General features: G+C 35.4%; 18 protein-coding genes, 3 pseudogenes and 1 riboswitch. Of the genes and pseudogenes, 4 read left to right on the top strand and 17 right to left on the bottom strand.

What is annotated here, in order from left to right; translation table 11 throughout:
• Positions 1 to 185 precede the first annotated feature (185 nt).
• On the bottom strand, positions 186 to 1,079 hold the full coding sequence (locus tag GMJ66_RS19695; protein ID WP_156292025.1) for an AEC family transporter: 894 nt from the start codon (positions 1,077 to 1,079) through the stop codon (positions 186 to 188).
• Between the two features lie 499 nt (positions 1,080 to 1,578).
• Between GMJ66_RS19695 and GMJ66_RS19690 the strand changes: the two genes are divergently transcribed.
• Positions 1,579 to 2,433, top strand: coding sequence for a CvfB family protein (locus GMJ66_RS19690; RefSeq protein WP_156292024.1), 855 nt, complete (start codon positions 1,579 to 1,581; stop codon positions 2,431 to 2,433).
• 86 nt (positions 2,434 to 2,519) lie between these two features.
• Here the strand turns inward: GMJ66_RS19690 and GMJ66_RS19685 are convergent, their stop codons facing one another.
• Entirely contained in the window at positions 2,520 to 2,810 is a 291-nt protein-coding gene (locus tag GMJ66_RS19685; RefSeq protein WP_156292023.1) for a hypothetical protein, read from the bottom strand.
• Positions 2,811 to 2,993: 183 nt separating this feature from the next.
• Here GMJ66_RS19685 and GMJ66_RS19680 point away from each other — a divergent pair, with 183 nt between their 5' ends.
• Positions 2,994 to 4,691 (top strand): M3 family oligoendopeptidase, encoded by a 1,698-nt coding sequence (locus GMJ66_RS19680; protein ID WP_156292022.1) that lies wholly within the window; start codon positions 2,994 to 2,996, stop codon positions 4,689 to 4,691.
• Between the two features lie 308 nt (positions 4,692 to 4,999).
• Positions 5,000 to 5,785, top strand: coding sequence for an HAD family hydrolase (locus tag GMJ66_RS19675; RefSeq protein ID WP_156292021.1), 786 nt, complete (start codon positions 5,000 to 5,002; stop codon positions 5,783 to 5,785).
• Between the two features lie 139 nt (positions 5,786 to 5,924).
• Here GMJ66_RS19675 and GMJ66_RS19670 read toward each other — a convergent pair whose 3' ends face one another.
• The 7 genes from GMJ66_RS19670 to GMJ66_RS19640 form a co-directional block, all read right to left on the bottom strand.
• Positions 5,925 to 6,569, bottom strand: coding sequence for an Ntn hydrolase family protein (locus tag GMJ66_RS19670; RefSeq protein WP_156292020.1), 645 nt, complete (start codon positions 6,567 to 6,569; stop codon positions 5,925 to 5,927).
• Between the two features lie 247 nt (positions 6,570 to 6,816).
• Positions 6,817 to 7,344 (bottom strand): chromate transporter, encoded by a 528-nt coding sequence (locus tag GMJ66_RS19665; RefSeq protein WP_156292019.1) that lies wholly within the window; start codon positions 7,342 to 7,344, stop codon positions 6,817 to 6,819.
• The gene (locus GMJ66_RS19660) at positions 7,341 to 7,907 is read right to left on the bottom strand and encodes a chromate transporter (RefSeq protein WP_156292018.1); all 567 of its coding nucleotides are present in this window, start codon (positions 7,905 to 7,907) and stop codon (positions 7,341 to 7,343) included. Before GMJ66_RS19660 ends, GMJ66_RS19665 begins: the two co-directional genes overlap by 4 nt.
• Positions 7,908 to 8,000: 93 nt before the next feature.
• A complete protein-coding gene (locus GMJ66_RS19655; RefSeq protein ID WP_156292017.1) occupies positions 8,001 to 9,614 on the bottom strand; it encodes a gamma-glutamyltransferase family protein in 1,614 nt (537 codons plus the stop codon).
• 175 nt (positions 9,615 to 9,789) lie between these two features.
• Positions 9,790 to 10,278, bottom strand: a complete 489-nt coding sequence (gene queF / locus GMJ66_RS19650; RefSeq protein WP_156292016.1) for a preQ(1) synthase — start codon at positions 10,276 to 10,278, stop codon at positions 9,790 to 9,792.
• Positions 10,279 to 10,334: 56 nt separating this feature from the next.
• Positions 10,335 to 10,381: riboswitch (PreQ1 riboswitch) on the bottom strand.
• Positions 10,382 to 10,757: 376 nt separating this feature from the next.
• A complete protein-coding gene (locus GMJ66_RS19645; RefSeq protein ID WP_156292015.1) occupies positions 10,758 to 11,390 on the bottom strand; it encodes a DJ-1/PfpI family protein in 633 nt (210 codons plus the stop codon).
• Positions 11,391 to 11,469: 79 nt separating this feature from the next.
• Positions 11,470 to 12,090 (bottom strand): hypothetical protein, encoded by a 621-nt coding sequence (locus tag GMJ66_RS19640; protein WP_156292014.1) that lies wholly within the window; start codon positions 12,088 to 12,090, stop codon positions 11,470 to 11,472.
• A gap of 641 nt (positions 12,091 to 12,731) precedes the next feature.
• Between GMJ66_RS19640 and GMJ66_RS19635 the strand changes: the two genes are divergently transcribed.
• Positions 12,732 to 13,430 (top strand): hypothetical protein, encoded by a 699-nt coding sequence (locus GMJ66_RS19635; protein ID WP_156292013.1) that lies wholly within the window; start codon positions 12,732 to 12,734, stop codon positions 13,428 to 13,430.
• A 113-nt stretch (positions 13,431 to 13,543) separates the two neighbouring features.
• Here GMJ66_RS19635 and GMJ66_RS19630 read toward each other — a convergent pair whose 3' ends face one another.
• The 8 genes and pseudogenes from GMJ66_RS19630 to GMJ66_RS20515 form a co-directional block, all read right to left on the bottom strand.
• Entirely contained in the window at positions 13,544 to 14,047 is a 504-nt protein-coding gene (locus GMJ66_RS19630) for a GNAT family N-acetyltransferase (RefSeq protein ID WP_156292012.1), read from the bottom strand.
• Positions 14,048 to 14,083: 36 nt separating this feature from the next.
• Entirely contained in the window at positions 14,084 to 14,578 is a 495-nt protein-coding gene (gene dfr / locus GMJ66_RS19625) for a DfrD/DfrG/DfrK family trimethoprim-resistant dihydrofolate reductase (RefSeq protein ID WP_156292011.1), read from the bottom strand.
• A 658-nt stretch (positions 14,579 to 15,236) separates the two neighbouring features.
• Positions 15,237 to 16,064, bottom strand: a complete 828-nt coding sequence (locus GMJ66_RS19620; RefSeq protein WP_156292010.1) for a dihydrodipicolinate synthase family protein — start codon at positions 16,062 to 16,064, stop codon at positions 15,237 to 15,239.
• Positions 16,065 to 16,263: 199 nt separating this feature from the next.
• A pseudogene (locus tag GMJ66_RS19615) lies at positions 16,264 to 16,832 on the bottom strand (GNAT family N-acetyltransferase).
• A gap of 390 nt (positions 16,833 to 17,222) precedes the next feature.
• Positions 17,223 to 17,732, bottom strand: coding sequence for a GNAT family N-acetyltransferase (locus GMJ66_RS19610; protein WP_156292009.1), 510 nt, complete (start codon positions 17,730 to 17,732; stop codon positions 17,223 to 17,225).
• 94 nt (positions 17,733 to 17,826) lie between these two features.
• Positions 17,827 to 17,994, bottom strand: coding sequence for a GrpB family protein (locus tag GMJ66_RS20840; protein WP_231514992.1), 168 nt, complete (start codon positions 17,992 to 17,994; stop codon positions 17,827 to 17,829).
• Positions 17,974 to 18,201, bottom strand: a pseudogene (locus tag GMJ66_RS20835) (PhzF family phenazine biosynthesis protein); the annotation flags it as partial. The gene GMJ66_RS20840 and the pseudogene GMJ66_RS20835, both read right to left, overlap by 21 nt.
• 222 nt (positions 18,202 to 18,423) lie before the next feature.
• Positions 18,424 to 18,688, bottom strand: a pseudogene (locus tag GMJ66_RS20515) (MBL fold metallo-hydrolase); the annotation flags it as partial.

Raw genomic sequence — 18,688 nt, 5'->3', positions numbered from 1 at the left:
AGCTTTCATCCCATTAATTCAGCTTTCATCCCATTAATTTAGCATTCCTTCCAGTAATTCAGCTTTCCTTCCAGTAATTCAGCTTTCCTTCCAGTTATTCGGCCTTCACTCCAACTAAAAACACGCTATTCCACACACCTGTGAAATAGCGCTTGAAAGAAAGCCGTTATTCTGACGAAAGGATTTTACATTATATTTAATAGAGTCGTAACGGTTAAGATACTCGCAATTGTTGCGATGAAGGTAATACTGGAAACGAGATCTGGCTCTGTATCGAATTCAATGGCATACATCGTTGTCGTTGCTGCTGTCGGCATTGCCGAAATAATAATAATCACCGCTCCAATCAATGGATCGACATTTAGAAAATGAACAAATGCAAAGGCAAACAGTGGTGCCCCAACCATTTTTAATGTGACAGCTGATGTAATGACTTGCCAATTCAGCTTAATTCCGGTTATGGACCTCAGTTGCATACCAAGCATAATCATCATGACAGGTATAGCAGCCTCCCCTACCATAGATAACATAGAATGAATCGATTCAGAAACCGTTATATTTAAAAACTGAAAAATAAATGCAAGAATCATTGCATAGGTGGTAGGCATCTTAAGCACATTGATAACCGCTCGCTTCATCCCACTCGAGCTTCGGGAAGCATAATATACACCAAAAAAGTTATTTTGCAATCCCTGTACAACCATAATAAAAACAGAATATGGCAGTGCAGCTGGTCCTAAGCTGAATAGCACTACTGGCAATCCATAATTACCGGCATTCATAAACCCTGTTGACAGGATTGCAGCACTCTCCATGTTTTGTGACCATTTGAATATTTTTGCCAGAATTTTATTTACAAAAACCATAAGGAAAAAGAGGACAAACATGTAAACAACAATAATCACATATCCACTATTAAACTCTGCTTCATATAAAGAAGTAAAAACTAATGCCGGCGAAAGTATATAAAGACATACCGCCGAAACCGATTTGACATCAAGTACGCGTATTCTCTGCAGGACATAACCTGAGGCAAATACAAGCATAATCGGTAAAATAACATTTAAAAATAAACTCATAAATCCATCTCCATCTAAGCTAGACTCTCTCTTTATAACATGATGAAACTATTAAATAGTTTATCATAAATGCTAGTGTTAGTGAGAGAAATTGAATTTGTAATGACCCACCTTCTGCTTATAGTTATTTTATTAACTTTGGATACCTCTTCTAACTTGACAAACCAATAAATTCCATGTATATTTAATTAGTTGCAAAGAAAGTAACAGCTAAGTGTTCTGGCATTCTACAGTGTTTTTGAAAATGCTTATTCACACTGGCGCGTCTAAGGGGACGCAAGGAGGTAAGAGCAGGAAGGGCTTACCTTGCTTAAGTTAGAGAACATCCAGTGGAACATGTACCGCGGTTAAAGAAATAATGGTGTTGAATTTCAAATCCAAAGATTAGGGATTAAAAAATATAAACTTATGTGTTACTTTTTTAATGAAAGGGGTACTCTTTTAATAGGGTGCCCCTTTTCCAATATAGCAAGATATACATATAGAAAGAAGGTTACTCATGAATACATTAAAACTTGGAACCATTCAAACGATGACAGTGTTACGGAAAATTGATACCGGATATGTTCTGGAGAAGGATGGAGAGCAAGCCCTGCTCCATCATAATGAAACAGAAAGTGAGCATGAAGAAGGACAGGAAATCGATGTGTTTTTGTACAAGGATAAAAAAGGAAATACAACAGCTACGATAACTTTTCCGGAAATTCGAATGGATGAATATGGTTGGGCGGAAGTGGTTGAGGTTATCCCACATCTTGGTGTGTTTGTAAACATTGGAATTGCCAAGGATTTTCTTGTTTCCAATGATGATTTACCGTTATACCAGGCGGTTTGGCCGAAACCTGGTGATCAGTTGTTTGTTACATTAGGTTTTGACCAAAAAGGTCGGTTACTGGCAATCCCGGCAACAGAAGGGATAATGTACCGTGAGTTCGAGACTGCACCCGAGGATATGCTAAACCAGTCTGTGAACGGAAGAGTTTATTATACAAGTAGAGAGGGTGCTGCGATCATAACAGAAGAAGGTTACAGAGGGTTTATCCATCATACCGAACGCAAAGAAGAGCCCCGGCTTGGCGAATTGGTACATGGCCGTGTTATCGAAGTGAAAGGAGACGGTACACTTAACATTTCCTTAAGACCACTTAAGCAGCATGGAATGATTGATGATTCAAAAATGATTCTTGAACATCTGCAAGAACACGGTGGTATGATTCCATTTAGCGATAAAAGTGATCCAGAAGAAATCCGCGGAACATTCAACATCAGTAAGGCTGCGTTTAAACGGGCACTTGGAAGACTGATAAAGGAAAATAAAATTGAACAGCGTGATGGAAATACGTATTTAAAATAACTCCCAGCTTGTTTCTTTTCTAACGTAAAATAAAAAAGCTATAGTACTTACCTCATCTTCGATAAGTACTATAGCTTTTTTTCAGTTTATGCATTTTGTGTATCCACTTGTTGATATGCATCAAATATGGATGTAAAGATGAGACTAATTGCTGCTGAGAAGAGACAAGCAATGCCCCATCCGCCTAGAGGAGCTCCCATCATTTCAACGTTCACAAACGAGGCAGCTAATACGAAGATTAATCCGGCAGCTGCTAATAGAAAACCAGGTAAATAGGCAATGTATTTATCTTTCGGCGTTGCTTTTACTAATAATAAACTCACTACAAAAGCGATAAATGCTAAAATACCACCTATTGTTAAAACTGATTCAATCATGCTTTTCACCCCATAATTAATAATATAATCACTATAAATAAGTCTACAATTGACCGCTTACAAAGTCAATTGAACCGAACATTTATTTTTCAATTCATGTGGTGGTCAAAAACAAATACTAAAAAAAGGATTTTGTTTCCACTAAGGCGAATATAGAAATTAGGAAGATAAGGAGGATTATGAATGCTTACATTTGAAAATTATACATATGAACGACTAAATGTGGAAGAGGTGAAGCATAGTTTTCATACATTATTGGAAGTTTTCACGAATGCAAATTCATCCGAATCTGCTGCAGAAGCAGTAAAGGAAATAAATAAACTACGGAATACATTATCAACGATGGGCAATTTAGTGTACATACGTGCCTCCATCGATACAAAAGATGAATTCTACCAGAAAGAACGCGATTTCTTCGATGATTTCCAGCCGGAATTAAATGAATTGAGCACGGACTTTTATAAAAAGTTAATCGATTCGCCATACCGAAATCAACTGGAAAAGCAATTTGGTACGCAATTATTCAGTCTTGCGGAGTGCGAGATTAAAGCATTTTCACCGGAAGTGATTGACCTTATGAAAAAAGAAAACAAGCTAACATCCGCATATTCCAAATTAGTCGCTTCTGCAGAGATTGAATTTAAAGGTGAAAGCTATACGTTAGCCCAACTACAGCCATTTACAGAAAGCAAAGACCGCGATGTAAGGAAAGCAGCAGTCCAGGCTAGGTTTGGATTTTTTGAAGAAAATCAAGAAAAATTTGATACGATATATGATCAACTTGTTAAAATTAGACATGAAATTGCCACCACACTTGGATTTAAAAACTTCGTCGAGCTCGGCTACTTAAGAATGCAGCGAATCGATTACGATGCCGATATGGTTAGTATGTTCCGTAAACAAGTTCGCGAGTCAATTGTCCCTGTTGCAACGAAATTGTATGAAAAACAAACAGATCGAATTGGGGTTGATTCCCTTAAGTTTTACGATGAGAGCTTTGAATTCGAAAGTGGGAACGCAACACCAAAAGGTTCACCGGAATGGATTATTGAGAACGGGAAAAGGATGTATAGCGAATTATCCGATGAAACCAATGAATTTTTCCAATATATGCTTGACCGTCATTTAATGGACTTAGAGGCGAAAAAAGGGAAAGAAGCTGGTGGCTACTGCACCTTTATAGAGGGTTATCAGTCTCCATTTATTTTCGCTAACTTTAACGGTACTTCTGGGGATGTAGATGTATTAACCCATGAAGCGGGTCATGCATTCCAGGCATATTCCAGTAGACATTTCGGAATCCCAGAATACGGCTTTCCAACGAGTGAGTCAGCGGAAATTCATTCGATGAGTATGGAGTTTTTCACTTGGCCATGGATGGAACTGTTTTTCAAAGAAGACACAGACAAATATAAATATAGTCACCTGGCAAGCGGATTAACGTTTATCCCGTATGGTGTAGCTGTCGATGAATTTCAGCATCTAGTTTATGAAAACCCTGAATGGACACCGGATGAGCGTAAACAAGCATGGAAAAAATTAGAAAAAATCTATTTGCCTCATCGTGATTATGATGGAAACAGCTATTTGGAAGCTGGTGGATTTTGGCAACGTCAAGGACATATTTATGAGGTGCCTTTCTATTACATTGATTATACGTTAGCACAGATTTGCGCCTTCCAGTTCTGGAAACGAAATCAGGAAAATCATGAGGATGCATGGAATGACTATTTAAATTTATGTAAATTGGGCGGATCCAAGCCATTTCTTGAATTAGTGGCTGCTGCAGGCCTCCGTTCCCCATTTGAAGAGGGAACAGTGGAGTCAGTCATCAGCACGATTGAAGCATGGTTAGATTCAGTGGATGATATGGCGCTGTAATATTCGTTTATCAAACCAGACCTTTTTGATTGAGGTCTGGTTTTTTGTTGGTGGGAGAGAGTTGTTATGAAGTTGCAGGTTCACGTCGTTTAAAAAGGGATTCTCCTTAGATGGTGGGGTATTCTGCTATGTTGGCGGTGTTTCTGTCCCAATTTTTGGATGATGTTATATTGACTTGTGCTCGATCCCTCCCAGTTTCAAACAAAATTTTACCTAACTTTAACATCCCTTTAAAGTCACTTACTACATTACCCAGTCTATTTATGCTAAACTATGCGTATATCAATTTTAATTTAAAGGAGTTCAACATGACATATAAAGCAGTATTCTTAGATATTGACGGAACCATTTTAAGACCAGACCATACGTATTCGGACAAAACGAAAGATGCAATTCAGCAGCTGAATGAGAAGGAAATTGAGGTATTTATTGCTACCGGCAGACCAATCCATGAAATCAGAGACCTCGCAAATGAATTAAACATTGATTCCTTTATTGGATATAATGGTGCGCATGCTATTTACAATAATGAAACGATTGTAGATGAGCCAATGAGCGGAGAATTAGTAAAGAATATCGTTGCTACTGCTAAGGAGCATCATCATGAAATCATTATGTATACGAACGGAAAAAATTACTTTACTAATCCGGACAGTGCCATTTCCCAGCATTTTAGTAAAGCTTTTCAAATGTATCAGAATGAAAAATATACTTCTGAAGCAGCAGATCAAATATTAGGAATGACGGTAATGAATTTAGAGGATGGACAAGAAAATTTATACCAGCTTGACTCCCATATCAGACTGTCACAGGTCAACGTGGACGGTGTAAAACATGCATATGATATTATCCGTACCAATGTAAACAAAGGAGAAGCTATTAAAAAGGCTCTTGAACAGCTACACATCCCAGCAGAACAAGCCATTGCCTTTGGAGATGGGATGAATGATAAGGAAATGCTTCAATCTGTTGGAGAAAGTTTTGCAATGGGAAATGCGAATCCTGAACTGTTTCAGTATGCGAAGCACAAAACAAGAACCGTAAATGAAGATGGAATTTTTTATGGGTTAAAGGAATTGGGATTAGTTAACTAAGGTTTATAGATAATTTATGTGAAGCAAATATTGATTGAACTTAGCTGTCGCAAGGGAAGTCACAACTATTTCCTTTGCGATTTAAAGTTATTTAACTAAAGACCACTTTTTTAAAACATTGTGTAAAGGGGGTCTTTTTTTAGAACGGGCGACTTATCCATTTGGATAACTTAGGATTTTGATTTAGCTCATATATATGTAGATCTCCACCTACTGTTTCCACATGTTGAATAACCTTGTTAAAACCGTGTTTATAATGTCTGAGAACTTCTTCAAATGTCTTATTCTCTAGATCTTCTTGGATATATGGATAAATAATTTTTAGTGCTTCCTTATCACCTATCACTCGATTTCCTTCGTCGATTTTATTGGTTTCGGAACTGTAGCAATAAATAGCGGGGGTTACTCCATTCATCCATCCACATAAAAGAAAATTTACATCATAATTATTAGGATCCAAGTCATTCTTTAATAATATTTTATTCCAATAGTCAATTAAGTCCCTTATTGCTGATTCTCCCTCAACAGCAACTAATTGCTCTCTGTTACCATTCATTTTTACAAAATCACTTATAACATCACTAACGTCCAAAAAGTTTCCCTGCTCATCTAATCGTATTATTGTAGCTCCGCTTTGACTAATCAATAAATTTCCATTAACAGGGTAAATTTTCACTCTATCATCATAAAACTCCGTAACTTTGCTGTCTGATTGTCTAGATATCCGGCTATCGGCCATTACTATTATTTTGTCTTTCCAGGAAAATGCTATAACCATTGTCATACTTAATTACCATCCCTTTTAAAAAATCTAAATACTTATGGCTGCTCTTTTTATTTAGTACATATTCTTTCTTAACATTATTTTAACTATTTCCTGGTATACTATTCCGATGTATTAATTTTTTTAAAAAAACACTTGCTATTTTCCCTTATGAGAATTAGCAAGTGTTTTGAATTTAATTAAAGTCATTCATAGAACTTTATACTAGACTTGAACGCCATCATCTATTCTTTTTCCCATTAAACAATCACAAGAAAAACCCACCATACACAAGTGCCACGGCAATCACAAATGCTGGATGAACACCTCTTCGCTCAATTAAAAAATAGCTGATAACAACGATCATAATCGTCTGAATCCATCCTATTCCAAGATAGGATTCTTGTAGAAAATTCCATGTCAATACCCCTAGCAAAACTGCTATAACCGGCTGTACAAACAATGTCAGTCGCTTTACTTTCGGAGAGTCTTTATACCGCAGGAGGATGTTTCCTAGCAATATCATTAAAATGAGTGAAGGTGCAACCGTTGCGAAAACACCGATAGACGCTCCAAGAACCCCACCGACTTCATAACCAATATAACCAGCCAATTTCGGTGCAATCGGTGCAGGCAATGAGTTTCCAATCGCAAGCACTTCACTAAACTCCTGTACCGTCATCCACTCATACCTTTTCACGACTTCATTTTCGATAAGGGGAATGGATGCAGGACCACCGCCATAACCTAATATGCCCGGAATAAAGAACGCTAAAAATATTTGCCAATAAATCATGTTGTATTTCCTTTCTCTCTATCTTTTTTCTTTGTTTTCATAGATAACGCTAAAATTAACAGAATGGCAATGACGATTCCGGGGTGAATATTCAATAACTGTAAAATAACAAAAAATAATACAAACGAGATCATTGCTTTCGTCCATCCAAATCCTTTGCCTGCCTTTTTCATAAACTGCCACGTCAAAACAGCCATCATCATACCTACGACAGGAACAACTCCAGCTGACATGCCTCTAACCCAATCAAAATCTTTAAAGGATGATAAGGTCGTAAGCAGCACAATTAAGAGAATAATCATTGGAACAATATTTGCTGCAATCGCATTAATCATGCCCCAAAATCCTGCAACACGATAGCCAATATATCCAGCCATTTTCGTGGCAATTGGTCCTGGCAGGGTATTTCCGATAGCCAGGACATCACCGAATTCTTCCTCATTCATCCATTTATATTTTCCTACGACCTCTTTTTCAATTAAAGGAATCGATGCAGGGCCACCACCAAACCCAAGAATTCCTACTCGGAAAAAAGAAATAAAAATATCCCACTGTGTTTTCATTTTGTCACATACCTTTTTCTTTTATAGTTATTGCAAGTTCTTCCGTACCAAGAGAGAAACCGGTTAGCAGCCAGTTTTCTTTCCCCCTTTAGTTTACCATGCTGCAACAGTGCCATCTGTTCTGGATTCTGATCCGCCAACAAGGACGCCTGTCTTGGGATTACGCCAAATAATCTGCCCTCTTCCAAAACTGTTTGGCTCTAATTGAATGTGAATGTCATGCCCTTTTGCTTGTAATTCCTGGGCAATATGATGGGAAAAGCGGTTCTCTACTTCCACCGTCTTTTCTTTCATCCATTGCCACCTTGGAGCATCAAGGGCTGCCTGGGGATGCAGTCCAAAGTCAACCGTATTCATAATCACTTGCACATGTCCTTGTGGCTGCATAAATCCACCCATGACCCCAAATGGACCAACCGCCTCATTTCCTTTCGTCAAAAATCCTGGAATAATTGTATGATAGGTCCGTTTTGCCCCAGCCAATGCATTGACATGATCCGGATCCATCGAAAAATTATGTCCACGATTTTGCAAAGCAATTCCCGTTCCAGGTACAACCACACCAGAACCAAAACCCATATAATTACTTTGAATAAAGGAGACCATATTCCCTTCATTATCTGCCGTTGCCAAGTAGACGGTACCACTCATTTCAGGTTCTCCTGCGACTGGCAAAATCGCCTCGTTACCAATTAAGGATCGTCTTTTTTCGGCATAGGCATCACTTAGGATTTCTTCCACAGAATGCCTCATATATTTTTCTTCCGTAACATGTTTCTGTGCATCCGTAAATGCTAGTTTCATTGCTTCGATTTGCTTATGATATGTATCTACTGATTCTTTTGCAGGGAAATCGAAGCCTTTTAAAATATTTAGGGCCTCCAAAGCAACAATTCCCTGGCCATTTGGAGGTATTTCCCATACATCATAGCCACGGTAATTCACATGAATAGGATCTACCCAATCTGGTTTGAATGTTGCTAAATCATCCGCTGTCAGATATCCCCCTGTTTGCCTTGAAAAAAGCGCAATCTTCTCAGCAAGTTCCCCGCGGTAAAAGGACTCTCCATTTGTCTCTGCAATTTCCTTTAGTGTTTTCGCATGATCCGGAGAAGCCCATATTTCACCAATTTCTGGTGCTCTTCCGTTAGGAGCAAAGGTTTTAAACCAATTTTCAAAAACAGAATCGGTTAACTTTTGTTTATATGTACGATAAGCACTCTTCCAGTATTTCGCTAATGTTGGTGAAATGGGGTAACCCTCTTCTGCATACTTTATGGCTGGTTCTAACACTTCCGAGAATGACAATTTTCCAAAACGATTAGACAACTCCACCCATGCCCCTGGAGCTCCTGGAACCGTAACAGGAATCCAGCCATATGTTGGAATTTCATCATACCCATCTTCCTTCAATGTATCAATGGAAATCGATTTTGGAGATCTACCACTACTGTTTAGTCCATGTAGCTTTCCTTTCGTCCACACAAGTGCAAATGCATCACTGCCTATACCATTGGATGTAGGCTCCACAACAGTTAGGCAAGCTGCGGTGGCAATGGCCGCATCGATGGCATTCCCACCCTTTTTTAGTATTTCCAATCCAGCCTGTGCTGCCAATGGCTGAGATGTGGCGACCATTCCATTTTTGGCATACTTTGAATGATGTGCTGTTGGATACGGATTGGATTGGTGCTGAATCGGTATCATACATCGTCCCCCCCTATTTATACAAAATTGTCTGAATTATATTTAATCGTAATCAATTTTTGTCATTGTGTCAATTAGTGCTTTTGGTGCTTCCTCATGGTGCCTGTCACCTCCCGAAATTTGTCGAATATGATGCCGAAATTAAAAAACTACCCAAATCTGGGTAGTTTTTCCTCTAACGGTTATCTATATTTTCCGGATACATATCATGGTTCATCATCCGGTGTTCTGCCATCTTTTCGTACTTGGTTCCTGGTTTCCCGTAATTACAGTATGGATCAATGGAGATACCGCCTCTTGGTGTGAACTTTCCCCAAATTTCAATATATCTCGGATCCATCAGTTCAATTAAATCATTCATAATGATATTTATCGTATCCTCATGGAACGCTCCATGGTTTCGGAAGCTAAAAAGATATAGTTTTAAAGATTTACTTTCTACCATTTTCACATCCGGAATATAGCTGATATATACTGTTGCAAAATCAGGTTGACCTGTTATCGGACATAGTGCTGTGAATTCCGGACAATTAAACTTAACAAAGTAGTCGCGGTTTTGATGTTTATTATCAAACGTTTCTAAAATATCCGGATTATAATCAAACTCGTAGGAAGTTCCTTGATTTCCTAATAAGGTTAAATCAGATAAATCTTGATTTTTCATGAATTCTACCTCCATAAACAAAAAAAGCCTTGCACCATCTAAGGTACACGGCATTCTTGTCCTTAGTTTTTTAAAGAGGGTTTATGCTAAGAACCTCTCTGTTATTCAACTCTAACTAATTATATATAGGAAAGAAAACTGTGTCAATATACCGAAGAAATGTCACTGTTGCAAAACAGATGTACTAATTGATATCTCTTCCTATATAAATTTTATTTTACTCTTTCATTTCTTTTACTAACTTGTTTATGGTTTTATCCTGACAACCGCTTGTATTCATGTATAAGCACACAGATTATCTGGAAAAAGCTGCTATTACACCAGTAAAGGAACACGACCAGAATCATTAGAAATACTGATTGATAACAAAAAAGCTATGTATGTATGTGGTTGATTGTCCGTTACGTAGATTACAAGCGCTTTGGAATGAAAATTTTTTTCGTTTCAAGACTCAAGAAAAATGCCGTCATCCGACAAATTCACTCTTTTTCACTAGTAAATTCAATCGTTTTAGCTGTTCTTTCAGCAGTAGCTTTCCCCATGAGCTGCATAACAAGATATAGTGCCATATTAATCCCTGAAGAAACTCCACCAGAAGATATGAGGTTACCATCATGTACTACTTTGCTGTCGGATACCACTTTAATATCAGGGTGTTTTTCTTGTAATATTTTCAATGCTAAATAATGGGTCGTTGCTTTCTTTCCATCTAACAATCCTGTTTCTCCTAAAATAATTGCTCCAGTGCAAACTGAACAGATATATTCAATACTTTTATGTTTAATAATCCATTCCTGAATCCTTTGGTTTTTAACCATCGTTTGTACCGCCCTTAAAGGGCCGCCAGGAATTATTAGAATATCTAATTCAGGGCTATTATCAAAGCTAAAATCAGGTTGCACTTTTATCCCTGAATGAGTTATTATTTGTTCTCCAGTTTCTGTAATAGTAAATACTTGAAACGGCTTATTAGGTAACATATGCTTTTTGTAAAGAATGATGGCTTGCTCTGCTCTATTATTGACAGTAAGCGACAAAACTTCAGCGGGACCAGCAAAATCTAAAACATCTACATAATCATATAGTAAAATTCCTACCATTCGCTTTTTCATTTTTTTCTCCTCTACCCAGTAAGCTGTTCGTTCCCCTAACACACAATTTAATTTACATTTCCAAAGTATATTCCTCTCCTCATAGATGCTTGATTATGTACACATTTGAATTTGCCAAAAAGGAAACAGCAACTCTTGAAATCACTACCGTTTCATTTTTTTCGAAAGGTTTTACATATTCCGGGGTAACTTTAAATAATTTTCCTTCCATTTGCTTGTCATTTGTAAATTCTTGATTTCCATAGGTAATATCAAAACGTAAAAAATATTCATTTTCTGCTCCTTCCTCTTGGTAAGCTACTAATGTATGATTGTTAAGAAGTTGAATGATTTCTTGTGCTTTTACTTTCTTATCTTTTGGTTCCAGTTTACCCAAACTACTAATTAATGTTTTTCCATTACCATCATGATCAAAACTTATTATAAAACTTTCATTTGTTTTCTCACTTTGGACTCGGATATTTGCTTGTTTTAAACTTTCCTTATTCCAGCTTAAAGTCATTTCCTGTAACAAAATATGATTACTATCTTCATCAATCAAATCAGATATTTGTTCCATAATTTGAGCCCAATCATTTTTATTTAGCTCTGGTTGAAACATAGAAACTGAAGCTTCAGATTCCTTATTAATGAAAAAAATAATACTTATCGAACCAATTAAAATGATGAAACCTATATAATAAATATATTTTTTATTCATTTTCACCTTCCTCTACATCTAACGCTCTCTTTTTTAATAGTTTATAACATCTTTCATTTGTCTCTATCAATCGGGGAATACGTCTCGTTGATATTTCTTAAAACATTTTATTAACCTCCTAAGTTTCCTCTAATCGAACAACCATGTATATTGTAACACATAAATAATTTATTTCAGAATATACAAATAACAAATATTTATTTGTATTAGAGTAAAACATTCCGCCAATTACTATAGTGGAATCATTTTAAGATATGTCATGTTTGATAATGACACTCAGCTCTAGCTATGTTTCTTAATGCTTTGTACTTTTTAGCATGCGAAAAACTGAGAAGAAGAGGAATTATCTGATTATAATTATTTTCTTCAATTCGAATCATATCTTACAGCCTTTCTAATAACATCCAAATTAAACATTTGTCCCTAATTAACTCTTATTAAACATGCTACGTAATATAAGTGATTCTAAATAATAAAAAATATAAATTATAAAAACGATTTAGAATTATCAATCCCATTGTGTTAAACTAATGGTAGTAATGAAAGCGTAGGGAATCATATAGAACTTCAACATTGTTTTATATTAAACAGGAGCGTTTATCACTGTTCTTTTGCAGGTATAGGGGGGGGGGAATATACTCATGGAAAGAATATTAATTATCTTTGGTTTAGCTATGTTTTTAGCAGCATGTACACTAAACTCACCAGAGGAAGAACCGAATGTGCATGATAATCAATCAACCCCTTTAACTAGAACGGAAGAAAGTCAACAACTATCTAATCAAGAATTTATAATAACAGAATCAGGGTTAATGTATTCATATGTAGTAGAAGATAAACCCTATAATGAATTACTTGGTTCCATCAAGCCCAATTACGATAAAGAATTGCAGGATTTAAACAGTATAATTAAAATGCTACCATCCGATAAAAAAGATAAGATCAAGGCATACATAAAAAATTCCGCATATGGTGGTTATTATTTAGTAGTCCCTAAAGCGGTTTATGCTAAGGACCAGGTGGAAAGTAGTAAACAAAGTTATATAAGTGCCGGTTATGGTGGAAGGGAATACTTTTTATCTGATAAAGAATTTAATAAAACCTTAGAGCGCAAAGGGACATGGATAAACCTAATAGAGGATCTTGAAGAAAAAATGGATATGCTAGATAATATAACGTCGCTTACGAATAATGAAAAAATGCATTCTTATATCAATAAAACTATTAAATTATTAGAACAGGCTAATGAAAATAAAAGCTATGCTGACTATTTTTTAGCAACACAAAGATGTATCATGTTAGATTATTATATTAATGGTACGCTTCCAGCTCCATATTAAATTATAAAAAAGGTAAAACACTTATCGCTATAATTATTTTTGTTCTTCTTTTCATACAAATCCATGCTTCCATGCATACTTTAATTTATGTATATTACTTGGCAACTTTTTTATTAAATATGATAAGCCATCAGTATATCATCACCATATGAACCATCTTCATACTTTATTTGTTTTTTCTGTCTACCTTCCTCTATAAAACCCAAACGTCGATATACATTAATGGCTCTCTTGTTGACAGATATAACGCCTAAGCAAATCTTTTCCAGATTTTTTTGTTTAGCCCAATCTATCAGATATTCGATAAGTTTAGTGCCAATCCCTTGATTGGTGTACTCTTCTCTAATTCCCATACCCATTGACCCTGCGTGGTGTAGGCGAATATGTTCATAACGGTTAAAGACCAAAAAGCCCACCACATTACCTTCAACTTCGAAAACTACATAAAGATTATTTTTCTCACGACTTTTTCGTATTTTTTCTCTTTCCTTATTAATATCATTTGGTACCTCGTTGGGAGAAGATACAAAGAATCTGGTTGTCTTTTCTGATAAAATAATATCTTTTCTAATATCAATAACTGCTTCTGCGTCAGTTTCATTAGCTAATCGTATCACTAAAATATCCCCATTCCTATTTGAGTAAACTGCCTATTATCTTAACAACTTTCTTTCATAAACATGAAAATAGTAGTTATAAGGATTTTTTTCATCCATAATACCTTTTTCGACAGATACTTCATTCCATTCATTGAAATTCACTTCTGGAAAAAATGTATCCCCTTCGAATTCATGATGAATTTTTGTAATATACATCCTCTCAACGTGAGGTAAGAATATTTTATAAATTTGTTCTCCCCCGAAAATAAAAATCTCTTTTTCATTTTCACAAATTTTATACACCTCTTCAACTGAATGGGCAATTTCACAACCCTTAAATTTATAATTCCTATCTCTTGTTAAGACAATATTCCTCCTATGAGGTAATGCCCTTCCTATTGACTCAAGATTCTTTCTACCCAATATGGTTGGTTGTCCAATTGTGGTATTTTTAACAAACTCCCAATCTTTTGGAATTCTCCATGGGATGTCATTCTCTTTACCAATAACTCTATTTTCATCCATCGCAGCAATTAAAGAAACTTTCATATAGTGACACAGCCTTTTTAAATTATTTTACCATGTAATTGCTTATTTCTATTGAGATTCCTTGTTCTACTAGCGGAACAAGGATACATTGCTTATTTAGTAATTGCCATAACCTTACTTACATCAACGCCCACCTTAACGCAAAAGAAATCTTCTATTGCTCCCGTTTAATCTAATAATCTTAAACCTTTAAATTTTTCGTTTTCTTTGAGGTCTTCCCGGTAATAAAATATTATTGGGCTTCAATACTGAAAACGAAAAGAGTATCGATGAGACAAGCATCACAAGTGCCAACGTGCTAATAGTAAGCCATAATGAAATTAGATCTGCCGCAAGAATAAATACTACTTGAACAGCACTATGTATCAACTGATAAATACTCGTTACTCTTCCCATTATTTCTACTGGAACATTGTTTTGATAGAAAGTCATAATTCCGGCATTTAAGAATACATAAAAAACCTAAGATCACAAATCCAATCAAAATTGATGCAAATCACCATGAAAATGCATAGATTACATAGCCTATCTTGCTCCTTCATTTAGTTGAAAAACCTTGGTTAAGGAAAATTAAAATATAACAGAAATTGAGCCTTACATATTACTAGATGAGATGAACATTTCAGTAATTAGTCTAAAAAAATATATCACTATCTATTTAAATATTTCCTATTGGACTTCTGCAAATGCCCATTGGAGTACCCTTCTGATTAATAATTTTTTTCAGATTTACAATAGCGTTTCCTTGATAAACTTGTTCCATCATATTTTCTATTTTTTCGTTTTCTTGTTTACTTACTTTTTGCTTCATAAGCATTTTTTGAAACCATTGACTAATTTCCGTTGGGGAAACATTCCCAGCAATGGAAGAAAGACGATTATATCCATGTAATACTTTTTCTTCCAAACCCACTTCTCCACCAGCATAAAAATATAAATCGTTTCTATGCATACCGTTTTTTATTCGTTCCACTTTTTCTTTATTACCAGCATCTTTTATTCCAACCACTAAGTCTATATTACTTAATTGAATAATACTTTTTTCTGATAAATCAAATCCAGTTCTTTTTGGATTGTTATATAAAATTGTAGGTTTATTACTTAGGTCTATAATCCTCTTTGTATAAACGAATGCTTCTTCTTGTGTCGGTATAACATACGGTGGATACCCAAGCATGATACCTGATATTTTTGTATGAAGAATCTTTTCAGCTAATTCCTCTGCTTCTTTCTGTCTAATAGAAGCCACACCAAATATAATTTCCATATTACTAATTAGTTCCTTTTCCAGTTCTAAAGCGTGTATTAATTCCATTTTCTCTTGGAGGCTTAGACTATGCTGTTCTCCAGTAGTTCCAGAGACAAGAACAGATTTTACTCCTTGTTTATACAGGTCTCTTATATGGCTTATAGTCCCTTGAATATTTAAAGATTCATCTTCAAAAAAAGCTGTTGGCACGGCAATATGAACTCTTTCTGTTAGCATTATGTTATCCCCTTTATCCTTTATATTTACTTAATCTGTACTGCACTTTAGTCGAATTCCCTGTTTTACAGTTTGCTTTTATCTCTTTAAATTTTGCCTCTAAGAAGTTTGGTATATGGATTCTTCTATTTGTTTAAGCATCCGCTAGTGAAAAGGCGACTATTCTTACTTGAACAATCGCCTTACCAGTTTAAAAAACTTACTCGTTAGAATTTTTATAATAAATTAGGTTATCCGTCCATTCTCCAAATTCAAATATAAAATTTTTTCTGTACATTCATACGCCATACCTACACTCTCTGCTAGATTGATTGACGCAGAATTGTCTAAATTGATATGGGCTTCTACACGGTGGAATTTCAGATGATTAAAAGCAGTATAAAGTGCTTCTTTTACTGCTTCTTTACCGTAACCCTTTCTCCAATGCTGATTATGGATGGTGTATCCAATCCTTCCCCATTGGAAGTCTTCTCTTGCTAAGGTTGAAAAATCCACCATACCCAGATGTGTGCCGTCTTTTTTCCTAAACACACCAAATACGTAAGCAATATCTGCAAATGCCAACTCTTGGTGTTTATCTACTAGATTATCAAACCATTCCCGCGTACAAACACTCATATCAATTTTCCCTTTATCGTGGCGATGTTTAGATGGATAACAGTTTCCAAATTCACTTAACCAATTTCCATAGTCAGCTTTCTTTAATGGTCTTATCACTAATCTTTCTGTTTCTGAAACAACATCAAATTTTTCTTCTTTCAATATCAATGTGACATCTCCCCGGGTTAGACTTTTCAATAAATATTCCAACTTCATCAGCTTGATTTAGTTTATATGCCACAAGACATCACACCTTTCGTTAATAATTATGTATTATACCATTGTTTATTCATTGGCTAAAAAGAGGATACTACACTAGCCTGTTCCGTTTAGTTTAAGTGCGTGTTCAAAAGGAGGATGAAAAGGACCGAGAAGTTCGAGGCGGCGAAGCTTTGAGTAGCGGAACGTATGCAGTTAATACGTGAGCAACGGAAAAGCGAGCCAACGAAGAATTCGATGTGTTATTTTCACCGGACTTTTTGAACATCCTCTTTAAATCAATTTTCATAATAAAATCCCTCGTACAAACTTTATAGTTAGTAAAATTATGACTGAACCTCAAATATAAGGATTAAATGCTACTTGGGCAATTTGTTTTTCTTCATTTTTTTCAAAATCTTTATATTTCTTCATTCCTATTTTTTCTGCTACTCTCTGTGATGGAAGGTTTTTGACTGTAGTGTAAGAAAATACTTTAGGATACTTTAATACTTTAAAGGCATACTCCATACAGGCAACCGCGGCCTCTGTTGCATATCCTTGATTCCAGTATTTTTTAATAATATGAAAACCAATCTCTGGTACTGTTTCTCTATCAATTATTTGCATTGTAATGCCACAATCTCCAAGAAATCTTTCTCCATCTTTTAAAATTACTGCCCATAATCCATGTTTATACTTTCTATAATTATCCATATTCCATTGAATCCAACTTTCTACCTTCTCCAAATGAAATGGCCCGGTATAGTATTGCATTGATTCTGGATCAGAAAGAACTTTTGATAACTCCTGTATATCGTCCAAACTTAATTGCCTTAAGTATAATCTTTCTGTTTCAAGTATTTTCAAGTACGTAACCCTCCAAATATTCTTTAACTACTGCATTTTCACAGAAAGTAAAAGTAATAACCTTATTAAATCATTGCTAGGACAACTATAATAATCACCGCTCTTCTCTTTTTGCCTTTTTTAAGACATTGTGAATAAAAGGAGCCTTATTCTTCGTGTAAGACACTTTGTCAAACCGAAACTTTTTTGCCAAGTCAACTTTTAATTGGTAATATTCATATAAAACTTCAGGATGATTTCTTGCATGACCACATAAATTCATTTCATGACCTGGTGTGAAAAATCGAATTCTAAGGTCAGCTACATCCGATTCAACTGGAAAAGCCGTTTCATTAAAGCCAAATTTGAAAGCAATCTCTTGCATTTCTATCTCTGTCAATTCATCACCATTTAAAACTACCCCCGCAGGATTTCCCTTATAAGGTTCTTTACTAAAAGCATCGTAATGATAAACCTTTATCGACTTCATATCCCATTCCCCCTAAGTTTAAACTAAAAATACTTTTCATTATTTCACCAATTCTTTTAACTTCTTGGTCAACAAACAAATCTATCTTAATAAAAAATAAGCGTTTCTACTTATTCCAGAAACGCCTTATTTTTCATCTCATAGTTTCCACAAACCTGCTCTTTAATGGAACTAGTACGATTCCTTATTCAAGATAATCAACAGTTTGTGGAAAAAGCTAATTTAAAATTGAACACTAAATCCGTTAAATTTATGAACACCAGTTCCAAACTTTACAAGATCTTGTTCTCTTAACTTGTCAACTGCACTTTTTACTTCATGTAATACATCTGGGGTTAGACCTATTGTATTATGCCCTCCATAAATCATTATTACATTAGATATATTTGATATTTTTTCTAACGATTTCACTAAATCAACTGGGCTAGTTGTTGGAAAAAATGCATAAATAGGAGTTTCATCGTAAAACAAATCTCCAGTAAATAAA

This window comes from Oceanobacillus salinisoli (genome assembly GCF_009733865.1).
In the GTDB taxonomy this organism is placed as follows: Bacteria; Bacillota; Bacilli; order Bacillales; family Amphibacillaceae; genus Oceanobacillus; species Oceanobacillus salinisoli.
This window is presented reverse-complemented; position numbering and strand designations above follow the sequence as displayed.